This is a genomic window from Paenibacillus pinisoli, assembly GCF_003605435.1.
Lineage (GTDB): Bacteria > Bacillota > Bacilli > Paenibacillales > Paenibacillaceae > Pristimantibacillus > Pristimantibacillus pinisoli.
Genome location: NZ_QXQB01000002.1, coordinates 482095 through 500867, shown reverse-complemented (window position 1 = coordinate 500867; position 18773 = coordinate 482095). Strand labels below are relative to the sequence as shown.

Annotated in this window: 15 protein-coding genes; 10 read left to right on the top strand and 5 right to left on the bottom strand. The window is 55.7% G+C overall.

The genetic code is table 11. From position 1 onward, the window contains the following. Positions 1–19: 19 nt before the first annotated feature. Positions 20–1183 carry a PQQ-dependent sugar dehydrogenase gene (locus D3P09_RS09660; protein WP_120109339.1) on the top strand — a complete coding sequence of 388 codons (1164 nt, stop codon included), beginning with the start codon at positions 20–22 and terminating at the stop codon, positions 1181–1183. 134 nt (positions 1184–1317) lie between these two features. Here the strand turns inward: D3P09_RS09660 and D3P09_RS09655 are convergent, their stop codons facing one another. From D3P09_RS09655 to D3P09_RS09640, 5 genes are all read right to left on the bottom strand, one after another. Then, on the bottom strand, positions 1318–1701 hold the full coding sequence (locus tag D3P09_RS09655) for a hypothetical protein (RefSeq protein WP_120109338.1): 384 nt from the start codon (positions 1699–1701) through the stop codon (positions 1318–1320). Positions 1702–1857: 156 nt separating this feature from the next. Continuing rightward, positions 1858–2019, bottom strand: a complete 162-nt coding sequence (locus D3P09_RS27620) for a hypothetical protein (protein ID WP_165867373.1) — start codon at positions 2017–2019, stop codon at positions 1858–1860. A 227-nt stretch (positions 2020–2246) separates the two neighbouring features. Continuing rightward, positions 2247–2732 carry a GNAT family N-acetyltransferase gene (locus tag D3P09_RS09650; RefSeq protein WP_120109336.1) on the bottom strand — a complete coding sequence of 162 codons (486 nt, stop codon included), beginning with the start codon at positions 2730–2732 and terminating at the stop codon, positions 2247–2249. Between the two features lie 54 nt (positions 2733–2786). After that, positions 2787–4097, bottom strand: coding sequence for a glutamate-1-semialdehyde 2,1-aminomutase (locus tag D3P09_RS09645; RefSeq protein ID WP_120109334.1), 1311 nt, complete (start codon positions 4095–4097; stop codon positions 2787–2789). A 170-nt stretch (positions 4098–4267) separates the two neighbouring features. Then, positions 4268–5350 carry an LCP family protein gene (locus tag D3P09_RS09640; RefSeq protein ID WP_120109333.1) on the bottom strand — a complete coding sequence of 361 codons (1083 nt, stop codon included), beginning with the start codon at positions 5348–5350 and terminating at the stop codon, positions 4268–4270. A 267-nt stretch (positions 5351–5617) separates the two neighbouring features. Here D3P09_RS09640 and D3P09_RS09635 point away from each other — a divergent pair, with 267 nt between their 5' ends. The 9 genes from D3P09_RS09635 to guaA all read left to right on the top strand — a co-directional run bounded on the left by D3P09_RS09635 (position 5618) and on the right by guaA (position 18675). After that, positions 5618–6646 (top strand): ABC transporter ATP-binding protein, encoded by a 1029-nt coding sequence (locus D3P09_RS09635; RefSeq protein WP_120109331.1) that lies wholly within the window; start codon positions 5618–5620, stop codon positions 6644–6646. Beyond that, positions 6643–7437 carry an ABC transporter permease gene (locus tag D3P09_RS09630; protein WP_120109330.1) on the top strand — a complete coding sequence of 265 codons (795 nt, stop codon included), beginning with the start codon at positions 6643–6645 and terminating at the stop codon, positions 7435–7437. Before D3P09_RS09635 ends, D3P09_RS09630 begins: the two co-directional genes overlap by 4 nt. Positions 7438–7445: 8 nt before the next feature. Next, positions 7446–8237: an ABC transporter permease gene (locus tag D3P09_RS09625; protein ID WP_120109328.1), complete on the top strand. Its 792-nt coding sequence runs from the start codon at positions 7446–7448 to the stop codon at positions 8235–8237. 21 nt (positions 8238–8258) lie between these two features. Then, a complete protein-coding gene (gene bcp / locus D3P09_RS09620) occupies positions 8259–8729 on the top strand; it encodes a thioredoxin-dependent thiol peroxidase (protein WP_120109326.1) in 471 nt (156 codons plus the stop codon). Between the two features lie 521 nt (positions 8730–9250). Next, on the top strand, positions 9251–10795 hold the full coding sequence (locus tag D3P09_RS09615; protein ID WP_243644036.1) for a polysaccharide deacetylase family protein: 1545 nt from the start codon (positions 9251–9253) through the stop codon (positions 10793–10795). Between the two features lie 109 nt (positions 10796–10904). After that, complete coding sequence (locus tag D3P09_RS09610; RefSeq protein ID WP_120109324.1) at positions 10905–11948, top strand: AAA family ATPase; 1044 nt, start codon at positions 10905–10907, stop codon at positions 11946–11948. Continuing rightward, positions 11945–13264: a DUF58 domain-containing protein gene (locus D3P09_RS09605; RefSeq protein WP_120109323.1), complete on the top strand. Its 1320-nt coding sequence runs from the start codon at positions 11945–11947 to the stop codon at positions 13262–13264. Before D3P09_RS09610 ends, D3P09_RS09605 begins: the two co-directional genes overlap by 4 nt. Continuing rightward, positions 13251–16136 (top strand): transglutaminase-like domain-containing protein, encoded by a 2886-nt coding sequence (locus D3P09_RS09600; RefSeq protein ID WP_120109321.1) that lies wholly within the window; start codon positions 13251–13253, stop codon positions 16134–16136. Before D3P09_RS09605 ends, D3P09_RS09600 begins: the two co-directional genes overlap by 14 nt. Before the next feature lie 1000 nt (positions 16137–17136). Further along, positions 17137–18675 carry a glutamine-hydrolyzing GMP synthase gene (gene guaA, locus D3P09_RS09595; protein WP_120109319.1) on the top strand — a complete coding sequence of 513 codons (1539 nt, stop codon included), beginning with the start codon at positions 17137–17139 and terminating at the stop codon, positions 18673–18675. Positions 18676–18773: the final 98 nt, after the last annotated feature.

The following is an 18773-nucleotide window of genomic DNA, read 5'->3' as shown; positions in this document are numbered from 1 at the left end:
AGGATAGGAGGCGGGAGTGATGAACACGCAATGGATCAAGCTTGGGGCTGCTGCGATGACGCTGGCGGTCGTCATAGCGGGTTGCAGCCGTTCGGACGCGCCAGCTGAAGATAACGGACCAACGCCGACTGCCGCGGAGCAGCCTTCGCCAGGCGACCCCAATGGAGAGAAGCCATCGCCGTCCCAGCCTGCGGAAGAGTCTTCTCCGCCAGCCGTCCAGCACGGCACGATCAGCGCCGGCCTCCGCATTCCATGGTCGATTGCTTTTGACGGCAATGAAATATATATGAGCGAGCGGGAAGGCAGCATCGTCCACGTTAAGGACGGAGAGATCGACCGCCAGACCGTCCGCCTTGCCAAGGCTGTCCATCATGATGGAGAGGGCGGATTTCTAGGTCTGCTGCTGGCTCCGGATTTTCAGCAGTCGGGACTAGCGTTCGCCTACCATACGTATCGGGGGGCGGAAGGGACGATGAACCGGGTCGTTCTGCTGAAGAAGGAGGGCTCGGAGTGGGCCGAGGAGCGTCCGCTGATGGAAGGCATTCCGGGCGATCTGTACCATAATGGCGGACGGCTGGCCTTTGGGCCTGAAGGCATGCTCTACGTGACAACGGGCGATGCGCAGGAGCAGGCGCTGTCTCAGGACAGAGACAGCCTCGCTGGCAAAATCCTCCGTATGACGCTGGATGGTGCAGTGCCGGATGACAATCCGACTCCAGGCTCTTATGTCTATTCGTATGGCCATCGCAATCCGCAAGGGTTGGCGTGGACGAAGGATGGCATCATGTACAGCTCGGAGCACGGCCCGTCGGGAAGGCCCGGAGGGCATGACGAGATTAACCGGATTGAGCCGTCCGGCAATTATGGCTGGCCTGCCGTGATCGGCGATGACAATCGGGAAGGCATGATTGCGCCGCTCTATCATACAGGCGACGAAGCGATTGCGCCGTCCGGCACTATCATCGATGATCAAGGAAGGCTGCTTATAGCTGGTCTTCGCGGCGAGGCGATCTATCGCTATACGCCTGAAAGCGGAGAGATGGAAACCTATCATGCTGGAGAGGGCCGGATACGCGATCTGGCACTCAAGGACGGAACTCTTTATTTCATTACGAATAACCGCGACGGACGCGGCTCTCCTGGCAGCACAGATGACCGGCTAGTCGCGATGCCTTACGAGTAATGATGAAGGGGTAGTCCCTAAAGGGAACCAAAAGTGAAGCAATGAATGGATAGGCCATTCTTAAATATTGGATAAAAAAGCCTTCAAAACCACCGCAAAGTGGATTTGAAGGCTTTTACTTGCTTGAAATCTTGTCAAAGCAGGGCATGGCTTGCCGCTTGGCTTTTCACCCTGCGCACACGCTCTAAGCCGTGTTTTACGTCTTGCAGCTCAGCTTTCCGTACGGAGGGGCTCTCTAAGCCGAGTTTCTCGGCATGCAGCTCTGATTGCCGCACGGCTGCGCCCACTAAGCCGAGTTTCTCGGCATGCAGCTCTGATTGCCGCACGGCTGCGCTCACTAAGCCGAGTTTCTCGGCATGCAGCTCTGATTGCCGCTTGGCGGCACTCTGTAAGCCGAGCTTCTCGACATACCGCTCTGATTGCCGCTCGGCGGCACACTGCAAGCCGAGTTTCTCGGCATGCAGCACTGATTGCCGCTCGGCAGCACTCAGTAAGCCTAGTTTCTCGGCATGCAGCACTGATTGCCGCTTGGCGGTACTCTGTAAGCCGAGTTTCTTGGCATGCAGCTTTGATTGCCGCTTGGCGGTACTCTGTAAGCCGAGTTTCTCGGTATGCAGCTCTGATTGCCGCTTGGCGGTACTCTGTAAGCCGAGTTTCTTGGCATGCAGCTTTGATCACCGCTTGGCGGTACTCTGTAAGCCGAGTTTCTCGGTATGCAGCTCTGATTGCCGCTTGGCGGCACCCTGTAAGCCGAGTTTCTCGGCATGCAGCTTTGATTGCCGCTCGGCGGCACACTGCAAGCCGAGTTTCTCGGCATGCAGCTCCGTTTTCCGCACGGCTGCGCCCACTAAGCCGAGTTTCTCGACCAGCAGCTATGATTGGCGCTCGGCTGCGCTCACTAAGCCGAGTTTCTCGGCCAGCAGTTCCGTTTTCCGCACAGCTGCACGAGACTGTCCCAAAAGCTATATTTGGCTGACTGAGTATCGCTCCAGCTTACGATTAACCTTGTGTGGCACAACCATTCGCTTTTGGAAGAGTCCCTTTCTATTGGGATGTTGGTCAGTTATTCGTCGATCATTTTATACATGAAGATATCATCGACGTAACGGCCATTGAGGTAAAACTCTTCAATCAGCCTGCCCTGTACCAGGAATCCGCATTTCTCATAAAAAGCAATCGCAGACGTATTCGTCGAGAGCACACGGAGCGACAGCTTGCGCTTGCCGTTTTGCTTCGCCCAATCATAAGCGGCATTCAGCAGCAATCTCCCGGCGCCGATGCCTCTGAAGCGAGAGTCGACGCCAATGGCGAGCTCGGCAACATGCTTGTTCGATTCCAGCTTGGTCGGCGTCTTCAGGCTCACATAGCCGCATAGCTGGCCATCGCATACCGCTACAATCTCCGAGCCCGGAGTATGATATTGCGCGTACTCCTCCGCGCCATCCCAATGAATCGGGGCAGGGGACGTGTCGTCGTTCCAAAGCCTATTGTTCAGTTCAGCAAGCGCTCCGAAGTCGCCAGCTTCCGATAACCGTGTAATGACATTCATGCTGTGCGCAGCTCCTCTCTAATCTTCCTGATCTGCTTCGTGATCAAATTCCTTTTATAGAGATGCCATGGCGCGTTCCGCGGCTTCGATAGTTGCATCGATATCGGCTTCTGTATGCGCGGTCGTCAGGAACCAGGCCTCATATTTGGAAGGGGCGAGATTGATGCCCTGATCCAGCATTAGGCGGAAGAACTTGCCGAATCTCTCGCCGTCTGTATCCTGCGCCTCATCATAATTTGTGACCGGATGATCGCAGAAGTGGGCGGAGAAGGAACCCCTGATTTGATTGACAGTAAGCGGGATGCCGTGCTTCAGGGCTGAGTCGAGCAGGCCTGAGGCGAGCTTCGAAGCAAGGCCCTCCATCCGCTCGTAGATGCCCGGCTCCTGCAGCACCTCCAGGCAAGCGATGCCTGCTGCGATGGAAGCGGGATTGCCCGCCATCGTGCCAGCCTGGTAGGCAGGGCCGAGCGGAGCAACCTGCTCCATAATGTGCCGGCGTCCGCCGTAAGCGCCAATCGGCAGCCCGCCGCCGATGATTTTGCCAAGCGCGGTCAAGTCAGGCTCGATGGCGGCATGATCCGGGAACGCGCTGTAGGTCTGCGCCGATCCGTAATGGAAGCGGAAAGCGCTAATGACTTCGTCATAGATGACAAGCGCTCCAGCCTCGCGTGTCAGCTTGCACAGACCCTCAAGGAAGCCTTCCTGCGGCATTACCATGCCGAAATTGCCGACAATCGGTTCTACCATAACGGCTGCCGTATCGTCGCCCCAGCGCTGCAGCGCTTCTTCGAGCGCAGCCAGATCGTTGAACGGCACCGTAATGACCTCATGGGCAATGCTGGCCGGGATGCCCGCGCTGTCCGGAATGCCAAGCGTGGAAGGCCCCGAGCCTGCGGCTACAAGCACGAGGTCGGAATGGCCGTGATAGCAGCCGGCAAATTTAATGATTTTATTCCGCTTTGTATAGGCTCTCGCCACACGGATCGTTGTCATGACGGCTTCCGTGCCGGAATTCACGAAGCGCACCTTGTCCATCGAAGGGATCGCTTCCTTCAGCATGCGGGCGAGCTTGATCTCCAGCTCCGTCGGCGTGCCGTACAGCGTGCCGTTCTGGGCGGCGCGAATGATCGCCTCTGTTATATGAGGGTGGGCATGGCCGGTAATGATAGGGCCGTATGCCGCCAAATAATCGATATAGCGGTTGTCATCCACATCCCAGAAATAAGCGCCTTCGGCACGCTTCATGAAGACGGGAGCGCCTCCGCCTACGGCCTTGAATGAACGGGAGGGGCTGTTCACGCCCCCTACAATATGCTGCAGAGCCTCTTGATAAAGCGACTCGGAAGTTGGTCTATGCTTTGACATGTCTACCATTCCTTTCTGATATGCAAACTTCACGATCTATGAATGAAGGCGGTCGCAGAGCTGGAACGCAAAAACCGCTTCTCCGTCCGCTTGTCCAACTTCATTAGTGTAACCGAATCGGGGAAAGAGAAAAAGAGCACGGCATGTGCTCTTTCTCATGGGCTTATAAGTTAGCTGCGGCTTCCCGTGCGTCCGGTGCTACCCGATACTCCTCCGCCGCTTGCCGAACCGCTGGAATTGTCCCCACTCGCATCAGGAGTCTCCGACGGCACCGGAATCGTCTCGTCGGTGGAGAGAATCTCTTGAACGTAACCGAGCAGCGCATCCTTGTCGCGAACGCCGATGACGGATGCTCCGCCGACATTCATCTCTTGCACCAGCTCCATTGGCGGGATTTGCGCTGTACCGCCGATATGGCTGTCGACACCAAGCTGACCCAGTTTGAGCATATCGGAGACGCTCAGGTTGGTCTCGATATAAGGAGAGACGCTCTCCAGAATTTCTTTCATCCGAATCAGGTTCCAGGTGGATTGAAGCTCCTTGGCAACAGCCTTCAGGAAGTTGCGCTGACGCTCTGTCCGCGTATAGTCGCTCATGGCATCATGGCGGAAGCGAACGTATTGGAGCGCCTTGTCGCCGTCCAGCAGCTGGTAACCCTTTTTCAGATTGATATCGTAGCGGTTTTTGTCCGCATTGTCTCTATAGCGCATGTCCTTCTCAACCTCGAAGTAGATGCCCCCGATCGTATCGATGAGCGACTTGAAGCCTTCAAAGTCGGTGTAGACATAATATTGAATCTCCAGACCGAGCAGATCGCCGACAGTCTTCATCGCAAGCGACGGTCCGCCGACTGTAATCGCGGAATTGATGCGGCCTCGATAGCCTTCAATCTCGCCGTACGTATCCCTCAGGACGGAGAATAGATGTGCTTTTTTGGTAACGGGATCAAAGGACGCAACCAGTATGGAATCGGATCGGGCGATTTCGCCTTCCTGGGCATCGCGCGCATCGCCGCCAAGCAGCATAATGTTGACGCGCTCTTTGCCTTCCCATTTTGGAATGTCGACTGTTTTGTCAGGCTCAATATCTTTGAATATCGATTCTTCCGGCTTCTTCTGGAAGCTGTCCAGCTCCTTGTAGATTCCTGCTCCCCATACTACAGCACCTGCGATAACGAGCAGTACAACGACCGAGAGGCTTATCCAAAGCCATTTCCATTTATTTTTGACCTTTTTGCTTGACCTTGTACGCATTGCGTTCGTTGGTCTCCTTTCACTCTACGCCAATTAGAATTGTTCCGTATCCGATGTTGTCTGCCTGCAAGAATGGAACATATCCGTATCCATGAATGGAAGTGATGGTTCGTTTCAACACAGTTTACGCATCGAGATAACTGATGTATGATTACATATCATAAAATTATAAAGCTCAGGACCAACCTGATGCAAGTTTTATCAAATAGGGAACAATATAGTCGCTATTTCCCAGGAAATGTCGAGGCGAGAGGAGCTGTTAACAGTATGCTGGCGATAGACGTTAAGGATCTGCGCAAAGACTTTCGCGTGCAAAAAAACCGCGAAGGCCTGTCGGGCGCGCTCAAGGATCTGTTTAAGCGTGAGTATAGAGAAGTAAGGGCTGTAAAGGATATTTCATTCCAGATTCCCCAAGGCGAGATTTGCGGCTACATAGGGGAGAACGGGGCGGGCAAGTCAACAACGATCAAGATGCTGACCGGGATTCTGGTGCCGACAGCTGGCGAGCTTAAGGTGAACGGCTATGTGCCCTTCAAGGACAGAGAAAAGTTCGTGAACGGCATTGGCGTTGTATTCGGCCAGCGCTCGCAGCTATGGTGGGATATTGGCGTTATTGAATCGTTCCAGCTGCTCCGCAAGGTGTATCGGGTGCCGGAGGCCGACTTCCGCAAGCGGCTCGACAATCTGGTGGAGCGTCTGCAATTGGGTGATCTGCTTAACCGTCCTGTCCGCAAGCTGAGCCTCGGGCAGCGGATGCGCTGCGAGCTGGTGGCATCGCTGCTGCATAATCCGTCCATTCTGTTTCTGGACGAGCCGACGATCGGCCTGGATATCGTCGTGAAGACGGAAATTCGGGACTTCCTGATGCAGATGAACAAAGAGGAAGGCACGACCATTCTGCTGACCACACACGACTTGCAGGATATTGAAGCGTTGTGCTCGAGGGTAATTATGCTCGATGACGGCCGCGTCATCTATGACGGCGGATTGGACGAGCTGAAGACAAAGTGGAGCAAGGGGCGCGAGATTCAGTTCCAATTCGCAAGCCAGACGCCGCTCGCGAAGCTGAAGCAATTGACGGAAGGCATCAACGTAGGCTGGACGATCGAGAACGACGTAACAGCCAAGCTGTTCGTTCCGCATGAAGTAAGCGTATCGGATGCGATGGCGAGAGTCGTCGGCGGAGCCGATATTCGCGATATTAAAATTTTCGAGACCAATACGGATGAGATTGTAAGGGGCATCTATCAATCCGGCTCGGCTGACGTGGCGAAGAAGGAAGTTGCAACATCATGATGAGCGCGTATGTCGATTTTATCCGAATCCGGTTCCTTATGATGCTGGCCTACCGGGTTAACTATTATAGCGGCATTATTATTTATGCCATTAATATTGGGGCCTACTATTTCTTGTGGCAGGCGATCTACGGAAGCCAGGATACGCTGGCGGGTTTCACCGTGCCGCAGATGACCACTTATATTGCAGTATCCTGGATGGCCCGTGCGTTCTACTTCAATAATCTCGACCGCGAGATTGCCAATGAAATAAGGGACGGCAGCGTAGCGGTTCAATTGATCCGGCCCTATAACTATCTATTTGTGAAAATGATGCAGGGCTTTGGAGAAGGGCTGTTCCGGCTGCTGCTCTTTATGGTGCCGGGCCTCTTCATCGTATGCCTTATCTTCCCAGTATCGCTTCCGACCGACCCGAAGGTATGGCTGATTTATCTCGTTATGCTGTTCTTCAGCTTCCTGATTAACTCCCAGATCAACATCTTGACCGGCCTGTTCGCTTTCTTCGTGGAGAATAACGAAGGCATGATGCGGATGAAGCGCGTCATGGTCGATCTGTTCTCCGGCGTGGTAGTGCCGATTGCGTTTTTCCCCGGGTGGCTGTCGGGCATTATGGAGTGGCTGCCGTTCCAGGCCATTACATATCTGCCAAGCTCCTTCTTCACCGGCAGGACGCCGCTTGAAGAGGCGGGAAGCGTCATGCTGCTGCAGCTGTTCTGGTTCCTGCTGCTGCTCATTCCGATCTGGCTGACATGGCGTGCGGCGCGCAAGCGGCTGTTCGTGCAAGGGGGTTAACTTAAATCATGAGATACGCATCATTATTTTGGGAATACATCAAGAACTATGCCAAAACCCGTCTTACCTACCGGGCCGACTTCTGGATCGAGGTCATCTCCGACCTGCTGTTCCAGGGAATGAACTTGATCTTTATTCTGATTGTGTTCCAGCATACAGCCTCGCTTGGCGGATGGTCGGAGCTTGAAGTTGTATTCGTCTACGGCTTCTTCATGATTCCGTACGGCATCTTCGGCACGCTGTTCAGCATCTGGAACTTCAGCGAGCGCTATATCGTAAAGGGAGAGATGGACAGGGTGCTTACCCGTCCAGCGCATAGTCTGTTCCAGGTGCTGTTCGAGAATGTCGATCCGCCGTCGCTGATCGGCTCCTTCGTCGGCGCGGGCATTATGGCGTATTGCTGGGCGCAGATGGGACTGCCGTTCAGCGTGATGGATCTGGTCATGTTATTCCTGTTCATCATTGGCGCGGTCTTGATCTATGCGGGCTTGTACACGGCGCTGAATGCGATCTCGTTCTATAGCGACGCGCCGACGGGCATTGTACCGCTCATGTACAACATCCAGAACTACGGCCGTTATCCCGTCAACATTTATAATAAAATTATCCGTTTCATGCTGACTTGGCTGCTGCCATTCGCTTTCGTCGGCGTTATCCCGGCATCATACTTCTTGGAGCAGAAGACCGATGATATTTCGAAGCTGGCGCTGCTCACCCCTGTGATGGGACTCATTGTCTTCGGCCTGGGACTGGCCTTCTGGAATCATGGCGTGAAGCGGTACCGCGGAGCGGGTTCATAGCAATAGGAAGGAGAGCATGCAATGACACTTGAAGTTGGGAAAAAAGCGCCGAAGTTCAAGCTGGCGGCCTCCAATGGGGAGACGATATCCCTGATGGATCTGAGAGGGCGCAATGTGGTCATTTTCTTCTACCCGAAGGATATGACGGCAACCTGCACGGTGCAGGCTTGCGATATGAGAGACGTCTACTCCGAGTTCGTCGATGCCAATACGGTCGTGCTTGGCATTAGCGGAGACAGCATCAAGTCGCATCAAAACTTTGTTGCAAAAAAAGAGCTGCCTTACTTGCTGCTGGCCGACGAGGACCACAAGGTCTGCAAGATGTACGGCGTATGGCAGCTGAAGAAGCTGTACGGCAGAGAATACATGGGCATCGTCCGCTCCACATTCCTGATTGACGCCAAAGGCAACCTCGTCCGCGAGTGGCGCAAGGTCAAGGTGAAAGGCCATGCCCAGGAAGTGCTGGAGGCGGCGCGGAGTTTGAACAAATGAAGCTGCTGGGCTGCTAATCTCATTCACAGTCAGCACAGGCACATTCGCAAGCGAGAAAAGCGGGATCGACGTTAATAAAGCGTCGGATCCCGCTTTTTTTGTTTAGTAACAAGTATGAGGGTGCGCTGTTTGGAGTATGAAATGGGAAAGTTGTAGAGCAGAGCGGGGCGTTAAGGCTCAGGAATGCGGTGAAGTGAGGTATAAATTGGTGTGAGCGACTTACCTGCTCTGAATGGGCGGTAGAGAGAGGCTTGAGTCGGCGATATCGACTTATTTCATCTCATTAATCAATAGGACAACCAAAAAAGCCGTCGAGATGGATTCAGGCGAATGAATAGGGTTAAGCAATAAGTGCAAACAAGCTAAAACACAGCGCTCGGGCGCTGAAGAACGAGCCTCGTAAGAGGTTTTTGGCATTGGTATGAAATTAATATTTAGTAGCATTTAGTAGAGGCTTGTTTCATATACTCTATCAATTCGAATACGAACCATTTTGATGATAGAGAAGGGTGGAAATGACGATGCGTCGAGTAGTGAAGGCATCTATTTGTGCTGCGGTATTTTGGTTTGGCGTCATGGAGTTTGGAGGCGGCCTGTTGTATAAGGGAGAAGCGGCGCGCAGTCTGGGGGAGACAAGCTATGTTCAGACCGTGTCCCGGCAATATGAAGCGCGTCCGCTGCTTGGGGAACCTGCAGAAGACGGCTCTAAGGAGAATCCGGAGCAAGCTGCCGCCAGCGGCGATAAGCAGCAACATGCCTCGATCTCTGCGGGCAAGAAGGCAGGGAACCCAAACAGCACGCCAGAGCCTGAAAATAAAGGAGCGGGCAACGAAGCCAAGCCGGCAGCTGCGGGCAACGGGAATACGCAGGAAGGCAAGGCGGGAGCTAAAACGGAAGGGACGGGGCACAACCATAGTGAGAAAGCCAGTCAAAGCAACAATGGCTCGTCAAGCGGGGAAGACGGCACCAAGCTTAGTTCCCAGACGGTGAATCAGCCTCCAGCTGAACCAGCGGCTGCGGCGAAGAAAAAGGTAGTCTATCTGACGATCGATGACGGACCAAGCAAGCATACTCCTGAGGTGCTGGATATATTGAAGAGGGAAGGAATTAAAGCGACGTTTTTTGCCCTGGGGGAGCAGGTGGAGCGCAATCCTGACATAGCCAAACGGATCGTAGAGGAAGGACATGCGATCGGCAATCATACTTACAATCATAAATATGAGAAGCTGTATGGCAGCTTCGCTGAATTTGCGGGCCAAGTAATGCGAACCGATGATGCGATCTATGCCGCGACAGGCGTGCGCACGACTTTGCTTCGGGCGCCGGGCGGGACGTATGCAAATTTTGACCAGGGATATTTTGACGCGCTGGCGGCGGCGGGGTACCGTGTGCATGACTGGAATGTAGACAGCGGGGATTCCAAGCGCCGGGGCGTACCGTCAACGGAGATTATTGCGAATATCAAAAAGTCCAAGCTGGCCGATACGCTCAACGTTCTCATTCATGACAGCGCGGGCCATGAGGAGTCCGTCAAAGCGCTGCCTGCCATTATTCACTATTATAAAAATCTGGGGTATACGTTCGAGCCTCTTGACGATAGCGTGAAGCCGATGCACTTTCAGACTGCCAGCAAGTCGAAGTGGAGCAGAGGGAAAGTGACGGAAGCCGATAAGGCGGCGATCATCAAATACGGCAAAGAGTTGGATGCAAGCGGAGTGCGGCAGAAGTCGGCGCATCGTGAGCCTGCGCTTATCGTGCATCGCGGCGATGCGACGCTTGTTCTTGAAGCCGGTCAATACCGTCTTGCCTCAGGGTCTATCTATGTGCCGCTGAAAGATCTGGTGGAATGGATGGGCGGCGCTGCGGAGCAGGATGAGCAGTCCGGCGTGGTGGAAGCCAGCCTGGCGGGGAAATCGCTGTTCTGGATGATCGATACATGGCCGCCGTCCGAGGAGAACGGATCGCATCTGGACGTGCCGCTGCGCTCCACGCTTGGCGAGTTCGGCATTGATATTGAAGACTATGCAATCTCGAAGGATCGCCGCGAGGTATGGATCAGGGAGTAGCGAAAGAGGGCTTTTTACCGGAAGGAATGGGAATCTAGCAGGTCTAAAGGGTGATAAAGCTGGCGACACTGAAAAGTAGATAGATTTATTTTTCAGGAGGCGAGAGTGTATGATCACTTCCCATTTATATGAAGGCGACGAGGATATTTCGCAGCCGGGGCATGCCAGGCATTGGGCGGAACCGCCGCAGACGCTGCTTCGCAGATTGCTGCTTAAGGTAGATTCGGTGCTGCTAGGCAAGCAAGATACGATTAAGCAGACGCTAACGGCGCTGCTGGCAGGCGGGCATGTGCTGCTGGAGGATGTGCCGGGTGTTGGCAAGACGATGCTGGCGGGAGCTTTTGCGCGTGCGGTAGGCGGCGAGTTCAAACGGATCCAGTTCACTTCCGATATGCTGCCTGCAGATGTGATTGGCGGTGTGGTGCTGGATGCGCGCACTTCGGAGCTGGCCTACAGACCGGGACCTATTATGGCTAATGTAGTGCTGGCCGATGAGATTAACCGCGCTTCCTCGCGAACGCAATCCGCACTGCTGGAGGCGATGGAGGAACGCAGGGTGACGATTGAAGGCAAGACGAGACGTCTTCCTGTGCCGTTTATGCTTATTGCGACTCAAAATCCGCTGAGCTTGGAAGGAACGAGCAGCTTGCCGGAGGCGCAGCTTGACCGTTTCATGATGAAAATATCGATCGGTTATCCAGGCGTGGAGCATGAGCAGCGTATGCTGGAGCAATATGCCGATGGCAAGAGGATGGAGCCGGAGAGGCTGCGTCCGGTCGTAGCGGTCCAGGAATGGCTCCAAATGCAGGCGGAAGCAAGGCAGGTTCATGTCCATCCTGCGCTTATGCGCTACATGGTGGCGATTGGTGAGGCGACCAGAAGATCGCCGGATGTGCTGCTCGGGCTTAGCCCGCGGGCGCTTAGAGACTGGCTGCGCGCATCGCAGGCGCATGCTTATATAGAGGGAAGAGGTTATGCCATTCCGGATGATGTGCTCACCGTGTCTGAGACGGCCTTGGCCCACCGCATCGTATTGCGCGCAGGTTCGCCTCGTCAAAGCGGCAGCGCTGCTGCGCTGATCCGGCGCGTGACAAGAGAGACGCCATTTCCGAAGGAAGCGGCAGCCGGCTCCGGAAGAGGGAGAAGGCTATGACAGGGCGGAGTCGCTATCGCACGAGATGGGCGGCATGGACGGTCCTGCTCGCAGGGCTGCTGTGCGCGGGAGCTGCAGCTGTCGTACGGGGCGGCGCTGTGGAATGGTTTATGTTTGTCTTGCTGGCGGGCATGGGAGCCATAAGCCTCTGGCTGCCAATCGCTGCCTCCAAAAGCATTACGCTGCAGCGCATGGTGTCCGAGACGGAGATCGCTGCTGGCGATTCCATTCAGGTGACACTCCGGCTGGAACGCAAATGGCGCGTGCCGATGGTGTGGATTGCGATCGAAGAGACGGTCAGCAATACGAGCTCGCTCAATCATGAAGCTGTCCCGCATACAACCGTGCTGGCGCCGATGCTTGCGGGTACGTCTGGGGTAAGTTATTCGCTTGGAGAGCTGGCTCGAGGCGTCTACCATTTTGGAAGCGTGACCGTGACATGCGGGGATTTGTTCGGACTGACTGCCATCCGCAGAACAATAGAATGGGAGACAGAATTTACAGTGCTGCCTGCACTGCCTGAAACCGATGGAGCAAGCCGGGTTCAGCTGGCGGGCCGGCATCGGCCGGATACTTCTGCTTACACCGTGTCTGCCAGCGTCAGAGGCGAGGGTACGGATGCGTATGCGGATTTGCTTGGCAAAGCGGGGCTAGGACCTGACAGCCGGCCATACCGTGAAGGGGATTCGCTTCGGCATCTGGATTTCCGAGCTGCCGCGAGGGGCCGCGGCCTGTATACGAAGCTGCATGACGGCGATGAGAGCAGGACAGAGCGGTTCGTATGGATAGATTCCTTCGCCGCGCCTTATGGCAGCGACAGCCGATTATTCGAGGCTTGCATCAGCTGGGCGCTGCTGGATGTTCAGCGCAGCTCGGAAGCGGGCGGGTCCGTGATGCTGTATGCGGATGAATGGACCTATCATCTGCCAGGGGCTTCCGGCCCGGAGCAAATGACTCGCATGGCAGAGCTAAAGCAGATGCTTGCCCGTCTGGCTCCTTCGAATACGCAGAGGGAATGGCCTGGGCTGGCTCTCTTGGAGAATGAACGATACAGGGGCGAACGGATGCTCACGATCTATTCAGCCGATTGGCAGAATGCCAGCCGCTGGCTGAAGCTGGCGGAACGGGCTGGCGGATACGGCTTCAAGCTGGAGCTGTACGGGGTTGCGAAAAGCGCGGTTCCTTCATTTGCGATGAGAGAGTCAGCGCGTCTGCTGGAGGCCAGCGGCGTTCATTGTTACTGGCTGCCTGCGGTTCAAAGCAAGGAATCACGGTCTTCCGCCGTGAAAGGGGAGGGCGCCTATGCTTTGGGATAAGGACGTCCGCACGGAAGCAGAAGATTCCGTATTCTACCGCTTCATAACGAGCTTGCTTTTGTTTGGCCTGCTGGCGGAATGGCTGCTGCCGTGGACGAGTGCGGGAGAATGGCCGGTTCTATACCAGCCCGTGCCTTTGCTCGCCGTAATCGGATGTATATTGGCGGCAGGCATTTTCCGCATTAGAGGCATTTGGACGGTCTTGGTGCATGCCGTACTGATCCTCTTTACCTTAATGTGGCTGTTCAAAGGCGATCAACAGAGCGCAGCGGAATGGCTGCTGGGTTTTCCAGTCCTTATCGGCGAGCAGATTGTGATGATTGTCAAAAGCGGTCTGTGGGCCATGTCAGGCGAGCTCCGCACATTGATGTTATTCGTGGGCTGGGCGATGCTTGCGCCTGCGCTGCAGGCATTGATCTGGCTGCGCCAGGCTGCGCTTGGCATCGCCGCGTTGACGATGGTATATTTGCTGGCGCTATATGCATGGCTGGGCATGGATGTGCTTGGCGGCTTGATACGCGCAGCGGCGGAAGGGCTGCTGCTGGCTGCTATTGTATCCATGCCCCGGGCAAGAAGGATTTTGGACGCGGGCATGGACCGCTTGAAGCAAGTGGAGGGCAAGTGGCTCGCTGGCTCCCTGTTCACGCTGCTTATCATTGTCGGCATTGCGCTGCTCGCCGCGGGCGGCAAAGAGCGCACTTTGGAGCCGGCGCGCTGGACTTCCTCTGTATCGGAACGGCTGGAGCGGGGCTTCGCTTCGCTGAGCCGCGAAGGAGGCAGCGTGACGACACTTCGGGGGATGAATGCTTCAGCGCTGGGGGGCGGCTTGACTGGCTATGGTTTTGACGATACGACGCTTGGCGGTGCGATCAGCGATCATCCCTCTGTTGTATTCTGGGGGTATTCGCCGTTCAGCACTTATTGGCGAGGGGAAGCGAAGGCCGTCTATGACGGCAGAGGATGGAGCAATGCCGACAGCGAGCTGACCTTGCTGCCTGTCCGCATGAAGGATGACGGGATTAGCGCCAGCGCAAAGGCTGGCGGCAAATCAGGAAGCGATTCGAGAATATCGGATGCCCATCTGATCTCGCAGACGATTATCTGGGAGCGTCCGATCGCGGCTATGCCGATCTTCATGTCGGGAACAAGCGGCAGAGTTACGGAGCTTATCGCTTCCGATCCGCGGCGCAAGCTGAGCAGCTATGCGATCAATGAAAAGCTGGACTCTCTATATGCGCAGTCCGAGATGGTCAAGCTGGAGCAATACACGGTACAGAGCCGGTTGCCGGTAACGGATGCGGCAGCTTTAAGGTCGCTGGAGCCTGACTCCGAGGTAGCGCAAGGGCGGGTTGGCGATGCGTTGGGCTGGACAGAGGAGGAGCTGGCTCCGTTCCTGCAATTGCCGGATTCCCTGCCGGGACGCGTCCGCGCTCTGGCTGCGGAGATTGCGGGAGGCGGCGTGACGAGCCGGTATGACCGGGTGAAGGCGATTGAGCAATATTTGAAGGATACGTATCGCTATTCCAAATCCGAGAGCCAGATTCCGCCTGTTGGCTCGGATTTTGTGGATCATTTTCTGTTCGAGCAGCAAAGCGGATATTGCGTGCATTTCTCAACGGCAATGGCCGTGATGCTGCGAGCGGAGGGGATACCGGCGAGATGGGTCAAGGGCTTTGCGCCGGGTACGCCGGTGAATGAGGAGAGCGTCCGCAGAACAAGCGGCAGCGCAGCGAAGCATGCCGCGCAGCTCTATGAAGTGCGCAGCACAGACGCCCACGCTTGGGTGGAAGTGTACTTCCCTGGAGCGGGCTGGGTGCCGTTCGATCCAACGCCGGGGTATGACGGCGTCGCCGGTGCGGCTTCCGTCGCCGGAGTTATCGGCGGCGATGCTCTGTCAGCGGCGGCGGGCCATGGCGCCGCTGGCGGAAGCGCTGCGGCAGGCGGGGGCTACGCCTCGCTGGCCGAGCGCTTGGAGGCGGCTGCGGAGAGAAGCGCCGCAGCCGTCTCCCGCGGAGCGCGCGCCGCCATGGATGCGGCGGCGCGAGCATGGGACCGCGCAGCGGAGGCGCCGTTCGCGGCCGCCGCTGCGGTGATGGCGGCACTGGCGCTAGCCGCCGCCGTGCTCGTTGGCGCGCAGCGCCAGCGGCTGCGCCTGCTGTTGGCGCTGCGGCGCTACCGCGCGGCAAGCGCCGCGGTTGCGGCGCACGCCGGAGGCGCGCATGGGGATGTTGCCGTCGCAGAATCAACGGCAACAAACCATGAAGCTGCCGCAGACTTAGGCGCTGCGACGCGAATCCAAGGTGTCGCAGACCAAGACGCTGCGATGCGAGCCTCTACAGTCACATACTTAGGCGCTGCGACGCGAATCCAACCTGCCGCAGACTACGACGCTGTCACGCGAGCCTCTACTGGCGGAAGTCCTGCGCCAACGAAATCAGCGGCTGCCGAAGCAACGGAAGCTCAACCCTTTCTTGGACCACGTCGTCCAAGAAAGACAGCTGCGGCTATGGCAGCCGTGGAATGGCAGCGCAGCAGCTTGATCGACGCAGCCGAAGCTACGCTGGAGCTGCTGTGGCAGAAGCGCAAAAGCTCCTCGAAAGATCTGGAGGAGCTGGAGCAGGTTACGGAAGCCATTACGATTAGGGAGCTTGTCCGTTTTTTTAGCTCGCGAATGGATGCGGAGCTGGGGGGCGAGCTGGACCGATTATCGAAGTGGCTGGAAGCGGCAAGCTTCGGCGCTCCGGGCCAGCTGTCCGGTATGCCGAGCTACGAGGAATTGCGTGGCGTCTGCATGAAGCTATCCGCTTGGAAAGATACTAAGCGTAACAAGAAGCAGGCAGCGCCGATATTCTCCGGCGACGCTCAGCCATAGATTTTCTGAGACTGCACACTCAAGCTGACACTTGAGTGTGCAGTCTTCTTTATTTAGTGGAGGTGTGGCCGCTGACCTCAAAAGGCAAACCGCCCGCTGCAACGCCGCCTCACACCGCTGCACGCTCAAAAACGACAAACTGCTCGCTGCAACGCCGCCTCACACCGCTGCACGCCCAAAATCAACAAACTGCCCGCTGCAACGTCGCCCCACACCGCTGCACGCTCAAAACCAACAAACTTAACGCTGCAACGTCGCTCCACACCGCTGCACGCTCAAAACCAACAAACTAATGGCTGTAACGCCGCCCCACACCGCTGCACGCTCAAACCCAACAAACTGCTCGCTGCACCGCCGTCCCACACCGCTGCACGCCAAAAACCAGCAAACTGCCCGCTACAACGTCGCCCCACACCGCTGCACGCCCAAAAAAAGCAAACTGCCCGCTGTAACGCCGTCACACACCGCTGCACGCCTAAAATCAACAAACTGCCCGCTGCAACGCCGCCTTACACCGCTGCACGCCCAAAACCAACAAACTAATCGCTGTAACGCCGCCACACACCGCTGCACGCCCAAAACCAGCAAACTGCCCGCTGCATCGCCGTCACACACCGCTGCACGCTCAAAACCAACAAACTGCCCGCTGTAACGCCGCTTCACACCGTTGCATACCCAAAATAACCAAACTGCCCGCTGCAACACCGCCCCACCGCTGCACGCTCAAAACCAACAAACTTAACGCTGTAACGCCGCCCCACACCGCTGCACGCCCCTAAAAAACAAATTAATCACTGCATCGCCGCCATCCACCGCTAAATCCGTTCTGAAATGGGACGGGTTAATGGCAATACTAAGAACAGTTTCATGCTCATTCACCTTAAAATACCAGCCCCTTCGATCCAATCTGGCGCATTAACCGAGATGGCAGGGTTTATCGCCTTGACTCTCTTGAAGGGCCTTATATATAATTACTACATCAATTGAGGGAGGCTCGGTAATGACGAAGCAAAATGAAATGATCGTTGTTCTTGATTTTGGAGGACAATACAACCAGCTGATTGCGCGCCGTATTCGCGATTTGGGCGTTTACAGCGAGCTGCTGCCTTACAACACGCCGGTAGAACGGATCCGTGAATTGCAGCCGAAAGGCATTGTGTTCTCGGGAGGACCGGCAAGCGTATATGAAGAAAATTCTCCGCTCGTAGATCCTGCGATTTACGACCTGAACATTCCGATCTTCGGAATCTGCTACGGCATGCAGATGATGTCGCATCAGCTGAACGGCAAAGTCGAGCGCGCCGGCAAGCGCGAGTACGGCAAAGCGGAAGTGGAATTTGTGGAGGGCAGCCACATCGCCCATGGCCTTGACCGTGTCCAAACGGTATGGATGAGCCATAGCGATCTCGTAATCGAGCCGCCAGCGGGCTTCAATGTTGACGCCAGCACAGAGCATGCTCCGATCGCGGGAATGAGCCACGCGGACCGCAAGCTGTACGCAGTGCAATTCCACCCGGAAGTGCGCCACTCCCAATTCGGCAACGAAATGATCCGCAATTTCCTATATAACGTCTGCGAGTGCGAAGGCAACTGGACGATGGAATCGTTCATCGAAGATACAATTCAAGATATCCGCAACCAGGTTGGCGACAAAAAAGTGCTTTGCGCGCTCTCCGGCGGCGTAGACTCTTCGGTTGTAGCAATCCTGCTGCACAAAGCAATCGGCGATCAGCTTACTTGCATGTTCATCGACCATGGCCTTCTCCGCAAAGGCGAAGCTGAGGGCGTAATGGAGACGTTCGTAGGCAAGTTCGATATGAAGGTATTGAAAATCGATGCCAAAGAACGCTTCCTCGGCAAGCTGAAAGGCGTCGACGATCCGGAGCAAAAACGTAAAATCATCGGCAACGAATTTATTTATGTGTTCCAGGAAGAATCGGACAAGCTGGACGATTTCGAATTCCTGGCGCAAGGTACGTTGTATACAGATATCGTAGAGAGCGGTACGGCTACGGCTCAAACGATCAAATCGCATCACAACGTAGGCGGATTGCCTGAGGATATCAAGTTCAAGCTGGTTGAGCCGCTGAAGGCTCTGTTCAAGGACGAGGTTCGCAAAGTTGGCGAAGAGTGCGGATTGCCTGAGGCAATCGTATGGCGTCAGCCGTTCCCGGGTCCGGGTCTTGCGATTCGCGTACTTGGCGAAGTGACGGAAGAGAAGCTGTTGATCGTACGCGAATCCGATGCGATTCTGCGTGACGAGATTGCCAAAGCGGGACTTGACCGCGAGATCTGGCAATACTTCACGGCTCTGCCGAACATGAAGAGCGTAGGCGTTATGGGCGATGCCCGTACGTATTCCTACACCGTAGGCATCCGCGCCGTAACATCCATCGATGGCATGACAGCGGACTGGGCTCGTATTCCTTGGGACGTGCTGGAGAAAATCTCCGTGCGTATCGTCAACGAGGTCGACAACGTCAACCGCATCGTGTACGACGTAACATCGAAGCCACCAGCAACAATTGAGTGGGAATAGATTGGGAATATTTAACTTAAAATCGTTTAGAAGCCTTGATACATAAGTCTTCTAAGCGATGATGGTGTTGAATTTTCGAATTCACCCACAACAATAGA

What these genes read in the sequence shown, in the direction of transcription:
- D3P09_RS09660 (WP_120109339.1), top strand. Translation starts at nt 20, where the DNA reads ATGAACACGCAATGGATCAAGCTTGGGGCTGCTGCGATGACGCTGGCG.
- D3P09_RS09650 (WP_120109336.1), bottom strand. Translation starts at nt 2,732, where the DNA reads ATGAATGTCATTACACGGTTATCGGAAGCTGGCGACTTCGGAGCGCTT.
- D3P09_RS09645 (WP_120109334.1), bottom strand. Translation starts at nt 4,097, where the DNA reads ATGTCAAAGCATAGACCAACTTCCGAGTCGCTTTATCAAGAGGCTCTG.
- D3P09_RS09640 (WP_120109333.1), bottom strand. Translation starts at nt 5,350, where the DNA reads ATGCGTACAAGGTCAAGCAAAAAGGTCAAAAATAAATGGAAATGGCTT.
- D3P09_RS09635 (WP_120109331.1), top strand. Translation starts at nt 5,618, where the DNA reads ATGCTGGCGATAGACGTTAAGGATCTGCGCAAAGACTTTCGCGTGCAA.
- D3P09_RS09630 (WP_120109330.1), top strand. Translation starts at nt 6,643, where the DNA reads ATGATGAGCGCGTATGTCGATTTTATCCGAATCCGGTTCCTTATGATG.
- D3P09_RS09625 (WP_120109328.1), top strand. Translation starts at nt 7,446, where the DNA reads ATGAGATACGCATCATTATTTTGGGAATACATCAAGAACTATGCCAAA.
- bcp (WP_120109326.1), top strand. Translation starts at nt 8,259, where the DNA reads ATGACACTTGAAGTTGGGAAAAAAGCGCCGAAGTTCAAGCTGGCGGCC.
- D3P09_RS09615 (WP_243644036.1), top strand. Translation starts at nt 9,251, where the DNA reads ATGCGTCGAGTAGTGAAGGCATCTATTTGTGCTGCGGTATTTTGGTTT.
- D3P09_RS09610 (WP_120109324.1), top strand. Translation starts at nt 10,905, where the DNA reads ATGATCACTTCCCATTTATATGAAGGCGACGAGGATATTTCGCAGCCG.
- D3P09_RS09605 (WP_120109323.1), top strand. Translation starts at nt 11,945, where the DNA reads ATGACAGGGCGGAGTCGCTATCGCACGAGATGGGCGGCATGGACGGTC.
- D3P09_RS09600 (WP_120109321.1), top strand. Translation starts at nt 13,251, where the DNA reads ATGCTTTGGGATAAGGACGTCCGCACGGAAGCAGAAGATTCCGTATTC.
- guaA (WP_120109319.1), top strand. Translation starts at nt 17,137, where the DNA reads ATGACGAAGCAAAATGAAATGATCGTTGTTCTTGATTTTGGAGGACAA.